Raw genomic sequence first — 8,246 nt, 5'->3', positions numbered from 1 at the left:
TTTCAACAGTATTTGTTGCAAATTAAGCACATTTTGTAAAGAAAAACATTATTTTTTCGCTCTTAATATTGTCATTTTGATAAAATAACAATATCCATATCAGATTTTATGGTTTAAATTTTCTGTCTCTTAGGTAGAGGATTTTAAATAAAGGCTTTTGATAAAATGTTCGTGATCAAAGAGACTTAAAACTGTTAAGTCTTATGGTATTAGAGGTCTTTAACTTTTAGAGATAAGAGGATGTCAATATGTAACAATATTCTTTTTGAAGAGAGGTTAAATGACAAACAACATATCTAACAATATATCTAAGAATATCTATATATCTAAGAATATCTATTTTATTATCATTACACTGTTTTTAACAATGCTTGTCATGTTAAACCCTGCTTATGCTGAGAGTAGCGGTGCTGCTAGTGGTTTGGGGAATATTGATTCTGTTTTGCAGGCTATTGTTACTATGATAACAGGTACAACAGCGAAGCTCATTGCAACTATATGTGTTGCTATTGTGGGTATTGGCTGGATGTATGGTGTTATTGATTTACGTAAAGCAGCATACTGTGTTCTTGGTATTGGCATTGTTTTTGGTGCTTCTGCCCTTGTTACTTTATTAAAGGGGACACCATAAATGAACGAAGATACCCTTTTTCTTGCCTGTACAAGACCAGCTATGTTTGCAGGTGTTACCGTGGAAGCAATGGCATTGAATGTGATGGCAACATCTACTCTTTTTATCATTACAAGCAGTTTTTCAATGATTGGTCTTGGTATTGGTTTGCACTTTATCTTACGGGAAATCACGAAACGGGATCATAACCAGTTTCGTGTTTTATTTGCTTGGCTCAATACTCGAGGCAAACAAAAGAACCTGACAAGATGGGGTGGAGGATCTACATCTCCTCTACGCCTCATCCGAACTTATAAGGAACTAAACTAAGTGAGACAGATGTCAGTGATGAAGCGGGAATCTTTGCCTGAGGAATATATTCCCTATGTTCGTCATGTCAATCAACGTGTAATTGCGTTGAATTCACGCTGCTTAATGACAGTGATTGCTATTGAAGGTATCAATTTTGATACTGCAGATATCACTCAATTAAATTCCTTACATACCCAATTAAACACACTCTTGAAAAATATTGCAGATGAACGTGTTGCTTTATATTCTCATATCATTCGGCGACGGGAAACGATTTATCCAGAGAGCCAATTTTTTTCATCTTTTGCAACAGTCTTAGATGAAGAATACAAACAGAAAATGATTTCGAAAGATCTTTATCGGAATGATTTGTATCTTTCGATACTCTGGAATCCTGCAGCGGATAAAACTGAACAGTTGGCTACTTTTTTTCATCGCTTAACACAAGCCAAGAAGACACAATCGGAACCAGATTTTGAAGCTATTCGGAAACTCGAAGAGTTAAGCCAAGATCTTATACAAGGTCTGGAGAGCTATGAAGCACGGCTTTTGTCAACCTACGAACATGATGGGATTTTATTTTCTGAACAAAGTGAATTTCTTCACCAGTTAGTGGGAGGAAGGCGTGAACGCATTCCCCTTACATTTGGGACTATTGCCTCAACGATTTACTCAGATCGGGTTCTTTTTGGAAAAGAAATTATTGAAATTCGTCATGAAAGCAATGAACGCTTTGTAGGTATGTTTGGATGGAAGGAATATCCCTCTAAAACGCGTCCAGGTATGACGGATGGTTTGTTGACAGCGCCCTTTGAATTGATCTTAACGCAATCCTTTGTTTTTAAAAGTAAAGCAGTTGCAAGTGCTATTATGAGCCGTAAACAAAATCAAATGATTAATGTGGCTGATCGAGCCAGCTCACAAATTGGTGCACTTGATGATGCACTTGATGATTTAGAATCTAATCGTTTTGTTTTGGGAGAACATCATCTCTCTTTAGCCGTTTTTTCTGATCATCCACAAGAATTAGCAGAACACCTCTCCAAAGCTCGTTCTTACCTGACGAACGGTGGAGCAGTTATAGCCAGAGAAGATCTAGGATTAGAGGCAGCATGGTGGGCTCAGCTTCCTGGAAACTTTAGCTATCGAGCACGCTCTGGAGCCATTAGCAGCAGAAATTTTGCAGCCTTATCCCCGTTTCATTCCTTCCCTATTGGCAAATTGAAAGGCAATGTTTGGGGTTCTGCCGTTGCTTTACTGCAAACACAAGCTGGTTCGCCTTACTATTTTAATTTTCATTATGGTGATGTTGGAAATACCTTTGTTTGCGGACCATCAGGCTCTGGGAAAACAGTTATTGTTAATTTTCTGCTTGCACAATCGCAAAAATATAACCCAACAATAGTCTTTTTCGATAAAGATCAGGGCGCAGAAATCTTTGTACGTGCTGGAGGTGGAAAATATAAGCCTTTGAAAAACGGCAAACCTACCAATATTGCACCATTAAAAGGCATGGAATACACCGAAAAAAATAAACTCTTTCTTCAACACTGGGTCTTAAAATTAGTCACCACCGAAGGCCAAACAGTGACAGAACAAGAACGACAAGACGTTGCTAGAGCAATTAATTCCTTAGAAAGCCTTCCCCTAGAACAACGCTCTCTCGGTGCACTTCAACTGTTTTTTGATAATACATCTACAGAAGGTATTGCCATGCGTTTAAAACGTTGGATCAAAGGCAATGCTTTAGGGTGGGTTTTTGATAATGATCACGATGATCTCAATTTAGATGCCCAATTCATAGGTTATGATATGACGGATTTCTTAGATAATGAAGAAATTCGTCGCCCTTTGATGATGTATCTGTTTAACCGCATCCTCGATCTTATTGATGGTCGGCGTATCATTATCGTTATCGATGAATTCTGGAAAGCTCTCGAAGATGATTCATTTAAAGCTTTTACCCAAGATCGTCTCAAAACAATTCGTAAACAAAATGGTATGATGCTCTTTGCAACACAAAGCCCTAGAGATGCTTTGAATTCAACCATTGCCCACACAATTATTGAACAATGCCCCACCCAAATATTTTTTCCAAATCAAAAAGCTAATTACAACGATTATGTTGAAAACTTTAAACTGACTGAACGTGAATTTGAATTAATCCAATCAGAATTAAGCAGAGAATCTCGGCGTTTTCTCATTAAACAAGGACAAAATTCCATTGTTGCAGAACTCAACTTACGGGGAATGGATAACGAAATTGCTGTCTTAAGCGGAACAACCAGAAATATCGAACTCTTGAATCAAATTATAGGTGAATATGGAACCAATCCGGATATATGGCTGCCTATATTTCATCAAAGGAGACGAACGCAATGAAAAAAATTATGACTATGCTCTTCTCATCTTTATGTTTCATCTCTCACGCAGTATCACAAGATGTAGAGCAATATTATCAAGAGGCCATAAATCCACCATCAAATACATCACCATCAAAAATAGCTGAAACTATTTATGCTTCAGCCATTACAAACGAACAAAAAATTAAAGAAATCAATGATAAAATCTTAACAGCTGATAAAGAGGCAAAGAAGTCGCTTCAGATCGAGCTGGCTATTCTTCAATCTAAACTTCAAGTAGATGCTCTAAAACTTCAGGCTTTTTCTATTATTAAATCGGAAAATAATAAATCAAAAGAAGCAGAGCGTGAAGAAGAACAACAAAAACAACATGCATCTATTCAAAAAACATTACAAGAACAGTTGGAGCAAGCTAAAAGTAAGGTCAACATTGAACCAAGATCAAGATAAAACTGATGTCAGATTTTAAATTTACCCCATTCGCAAGTGTTTCTTCATATATTTTAATACCACTCAACGATGTGGTGGATTCAACAGTTAGTAGTTTGTCTTCTGCTGTTGCAGCACCATTAAATCTTGCGGCAATCATTTTTATCTTTTTATATGGCTACAATGTTATGACTGGCCACGTCGCCCTTTCAATGCATAGCCTTCTGAATAATGTCGTCAAAATCATTATCGTGACAACAATGGCAACAAATGCAGATGTATTTAATACTTACGTCAAAGGTATATTTTTCGGTAATTTAGCAAATGCTATTGGAAATGCATTCAATAGTAATCCGGTTGATGCCGATGTCTTCGATTATATTTTGTTAATGGCAAATACTCGTTATCAAGATTTTGTAGCTAAAGCTTGGCTTTTTGACAAGATTATAGTTGGACTGATTGGCGGTTTAATGTTTTTAGCAATTATTGTTTTTTGTACAATTGGCTTTATTATCCAAATGTTTGCAAAAATCACATTGGTAATGGTAATAAGTCTTGGACCTATTTTCATTAGTTTATATTTATTCAATGTAACCAGAAGATACGCCGATGCATGGATTTCAACATTGGTTAATTTTACGGTTTTACAAGTTCTCGTAATGTTTCTGGGAACAATGATGTGCAAAATTACTTTGTATGTTTTCGATAGCCCATATAGTTCAATCTATTTCCTGCTGCCCCCTGTCTTGGTAGTCTCAATAGTAGGAAGTACTCTCTTCCAATCACTTCCCACCATTGCCTCTGCACTCTCTAGTGGAGGACCATATCACCATGCCGGAACATCCGCAGGATCACAAATGTTCTCGATTGCTTCTAACGCCTTAAACTTGGCTGGAAGAGGCTTAAACCTGGGTGGAAGTGCAGCAAGACATACAGCTTCAGGAGCTTCTAGCGCCGCTGCACAAGCTGCACAAGCTGCACAAATGATGCGTGGAGGGGGTGGTCGTGGTCCATTTTAATGTCAAATGTTTCTTCACCAAAATCACGGTTAATGCCTTTACACAAAAGGCGTTAATCATATGCACAGTACATGAAAAGCTTGCTCTGCTTTTTCAAAAGGCCGTCTCTCATGCTTTATTGGATACTTTCGTAAAATCATGCAGTGCAAAACACCAATTTATCCTCCAAAATGTTTGTGAGTTCAAACAATGAAACTAAAAATAACTATCATTTTGATCCTTGTGATAGCCCTTATCGGCTGTGCCTCTTTAAAGAGTGGCCCTCAAAAACTCCCACGCTGTAATGGCCAGAATGTCCGTGTGCTCAATCAAGGTAAATGGAATAAATGGAGCTGGGATGACCAAAACGTCCTCCAACACAATACAGCTGTTAAGCCAGTTCCACGTGCCATTATCCTTAACACATTAGAAAATGAAATACCAAAAGCTCATGTCGAATTAAATACACCCCCTGTAGATTCAATAAAGCATCAAGCGCCATCTTATAAAAATGCGGAGATCACAGATGAAAAGTGATGAATTTAACGAATATATAAGAGAAGCGCGGTCATTCGATATCGATCGTATGCGTAATATGCGACTGCAAATGAAAATTTTCATGGCTTTGACCGTGCTTTTTGGGTTGATGGCAATCGCTTTAGCTTTAGCTGTAGTGGCATTAACACCCTTAAAAACCGTAGAACCTTTCGTTATCCGCGTGGATAATTCTACCGGTATCGTCGATGTCGTCAGTGTTCTAAAAGATGAACCCCAAAATTATGATGAAGCAATAACACGCTATTTCGTTAGCAAATATATTCGTGCACGCGAAAGTTTCCAATTATCAGAAACAGCAAATAACTTTCGTATCATTTCTCTTTTATCCTCACTAGAAGAACAAAATCGTTTTGCCAAATGGTATTCGGGAAATAATCCAGAAAGCCCGCAAAATATCTATCAAAATATGACTGTAGCAATCACAATAAAATCCATCTCTTTTTTAAGTAAAGATCTCATTCAAGTGCGGTACTATAAAACGATTAGAGATCCCAATGGAAAAGAAGATATTTCCCATTGGGTTTCAGTTATGAATTTTTCCTACGTTAATGCACGCCTTTCAGTAGAAGATCGTTTAATTAACCCGCTTGGCTTCCAAGTATCGGCATATAGATCTGATCCAGAGGTGGTCCAATGATCAGAGTAAAAATATTCTTTTTAACTCTCATTGTTGCAATAAGTTGTCATGCATCAGTGTCATGGGCAGAAATCTCTCCCGTTAGTGCACACAAAGATAATCGCATCAGATTTATCAACTATGACCCATACAATGTCACAAAAATCATTGGGTCTATTCGCTCCTCAGTGCAAATTGAATTCGCTAACGATGAAAACATTGCTTATATTGGAATTGGCAATTCCGTTGCTTGGCAAGTCGCCCCAGCCGGTCACTTTGTCTTCCTTAAACCGCGCGAAGTTCAGCCCACCACCAATCTACAAATCGTCACAACCCGTCCAGACGGAACAAAACGATCTTATCAATTTGAACTTCAGGTGCGTAAAGGTGATGTCTCCGTTGGCAATGATACATATTTCCTTGTAAAGTTTCGTTATCCAGAAGATGAAGCCTTGCGTAAAAAATTAGCCGAAGAAGCCAAAGTCCAACAAAAGGAAGAAGAGTTTGTAGATGATATCTTAAATATGCACGAACATTTTGGACCACGCAATTGGGCTTATGTCGCTCAAGGTTCACCCATCATTGAACCAACCTCCGTCTATGATAACGGCAAAACAACAACATTTACCTTTTTAGGAAATAACGAAATTCCTGCCATTTATCTTGTCTCACTTGATGGACAAGAATCTATCGTTCCAAAATCTATTAAAGGAAACCAGGTCATTGTTCATGCCATAGCCATGCAATTCACTTTGCGGCGCGGTAATGAAGTCCTGTGTATCTATAATAAAGGATTCATACCAAGAGGAATTAACCCCGAAACCGGTACAACATCACCTTCTGTCCAACGTGAAGTGAACGTAGGGAAACAGCCATGAATGATGAAATGGACGAAATAAGCTTCAATGATCGCGATACAATTAAGGATCGTAATAGGACAGAGGATCGCGATACAATAAAAGACAATCAAGGAAAAAAAGAGAGCTTTAATGTAGGAAAAGCCATTGCTCTTCTTATCCTCTTCAGTGTCTGTATTTATTTAATGTATGCAATCCTTTCAACTTCAAAAGATACGAAGAAACAACCAATAGAATTGCCTAAAGAAACAACCAATAAGCAAACAGAGCTTTTCCAATCCGTCAAGCCGACGTTAGCTCCTCTTGAGTTGGTTGACAAAAATAAAACCCTGTTGCCTAAAGTTGAACTACCAACGCCAACAATCAATCAACCAGAATCTAATAATAGTGATAATAAGTTGTTGGAAGCAGCACAACGAGCTCCCGTCTTGGCCTATTCAAATCCAAATCAGCAACAAGCTAATACAGCCAATAATAATGATAATAATGGTGCTTCTCCTTCCCAAAACAATAACCCCGATAAAACAGCACAACAGTTCAATCAGCTCCTCAAACCAACAAAGCTAGACGGTATTCGCGCTTCAACACTCGGTAACCGAAATTACATCATTGCAATGGGAGCTTCTATCCCATGTATCTTAGAAACAGCAGTTAGTAGTGAACAACAAGGTTTTGTCAGTTGTATCGTTTCCAGAGATATCTTGTCAGACAATGGTCGTGTCGTCTTGCTCGATAAAGGAACACAAATCGTCGGTGAATATCGTGCCGGCTTAAAAAAAGGTCAAACGCGTCTCTTCGTATTGTGGAATAGAGCCAAAACACCAAGTGGTGTCATTATAACATTGGGCTCACCAGCAACAGATGCTTTAGGTCGCTCCGGTATCGATGGTGATATTGATAATCATTGGTTTGAACGCCTCGGTTCCGCACTTCTTGTATCAATCGTTAGAGATGCAACAAATTATGCAAACGACTGGATAAATTTACCAAAACAACAAAAGGAAGAAAAAGAAACAACAAACATTCTCTCTGCAGGAGCAGATATATTCTCTTCAGGAACATCAGGAATAGGGACCATCTCTGCAGGAGTAGATATGGCCAGAATGCTCGCAGAAAATTACATCAATATCCCTCCAACCCTAACTAAAAATCAGGGTGAAATGATCAATGTCTTTGTGGTGCGCGACCTCGATTTCTCCACTGTGTACAAATTAAAAATTATCGAAAATAACAAACAGATTATTCATCGTGCCTTTTCAGGGGACTTCAATAAAAACTCTATGGTAACTCCCAAATGAAGCAAAACTCTCAAAATATAAGTGATGAAACCGTCGCTATCGTCTCAACAAAACTCAAACCAATTCGTACCTTTCTCAAAGATGAAAGTCTCTTCGAAATCGTCATTAATCGTCCCTATCAAGTCATGATCGAAGGAATAAAAGGATGGAAAACAATCGAAGTTCCAGAACTCTCCTTTAATGAACTCATCGGTATCGCTAAAGT

The 8,246-nt window shown here is 38.2% G+C and carries 9 protein-coding genes and 1 pseudogene; all 10 read left to right on the top strand.

Annotated elements, in window-relative coordinates:
- Positions 1-280: 280 nt before the first annotated feature.
- On the top strand, positions 281-631 hold the full coding sequence (locus tag T420_RS0100335) for a TrbC/VirB2 family protein (RefSeq protein ID WP_013544437.1): 351 nt from the start codon (positions 281-283) through the stop codon (positions 629-631).
- Positions 632-940 carry a VirB3 family type IV secretion system protein gene (locus tag T420_RS0100330; protein WP_013544436.1) on the top strand — a complete coding sequence of 103 codons (309 nt, stop codon included), beginning with the start codon at positions 632-634 and terminating at the stop codon, positions 938-940. It abuts the gene before it with no gap.
- Positions 941-949: 9 nt separating this feature from the next.
- The gene (locus T420_RS0100325; RefSeq protein WP_013544435.1) at positions 950-3,304 is read left to right on the top strand and encodes a VirB4 family type IV secretion/conjugal transfer ATPase; all 2,355 of its coding nucleotides are present in this window, start codon (positions 950-952) and stop codon (positions 3,302-3,304) included.
- Positions 3,301-3,735, top strand: a complete 435-nt coding sequence (locus T420_RS0100320) for a hypothetical protein (RefSeq protein WP_026501037.1) — start codon at positions 3,301-3,303, stop codon at positions 3,733-3,735. The genes T420_RS0100325 and T420_RS0100320 overlap by 4 nt, the downstream gene beginning before the upstream one ends.
- Before the next feature lie 5 nt (positions 3,736-3,740).
- A complete protein-coding gene (locus T420_RS0100315) occupies positions 3,741-4,733 on the top strand; it encodes a TrbL/VirB6 family protein (RefSeq protein WP_013544433.1) in 993 nt (330 codons plus the stop codon).
- Between the two features lie 189 nt (positions 4,734-4,922).
- On the top strand, positions 4,923-5,249 hold the full coding sequence (locus T420_RS0100305) for a hypothetical protein (protein WP_013544432.1): 327 nt from the start codon (positions 4,923-4,925) through the stop codon (positions 5,247-5,249).
- Positions 5,239-5,907 (top strand): VirB8 family type IV secretion system protein, encoded by a 669-nt coding sequence (locus T420_RS0100300; protein ID WP_026501035.1) that lies wholly within the window; start codon positions 5,239-5,241, stop codon positions 5,905-5,907. The genes T420_RS0100305 and T420_RS0100300 overlap by 11 nt, the downstream gene beginning before the upstream one ends.
- Positions 5,904-6,764: a P-type conjugative transfer protein VirB9 gene (gene virB9, locus T420_RS0100295; RefSeq protein WP_013544430.1), complete on the top strand. Its 861-nt coding sequence runs from the start codon at positions 5,904-5,906 to the stop codon at positions 6,762-6,764. Before T420_RS0100300 ends, virB9 begins: the two co-directional genes overlap by 4 nt.
- On the top strand, positions 6,761-8,041 hold the full coding sequence (gene virB10 / locus T420_RS0100290; RefSeq protein WP_013544429.1) for a type IV secretion system protein VirB10: 1,281 nt from the start codon (positions 6,761-6,763) through the stop codon (positions 8,039-8,041). Before virB9 ends, virB10 begins: the two co-directional genes overlap by 4 nt.
- Positions 8,038-8,246, top strand: a pseudogene (locus T420_RS06770) (P-type DNA transfer ATPase VirB11); the annotation flags it as partial. The gene virB10 and the pseudogene T420_RS06770, both read left to right, overlap by 4 nt.

The sequence above is a fragment of the Bartonella clarridgeiae ATCC 51734 genome (assembly GCF_000518185.1).
GTDB classification, from domain to species: domain Bacteria; phylum Pseudomonadota; class Alphaproteobacteria; order Rhizobiales; family Rhizobiaceae; genus Bartonella; species Bartonella clarridgeiae.
Note: the sequence above shows the minus strand (reverse complement) of the source record. Positions and strands in the feature narration are given on the sequence as shown.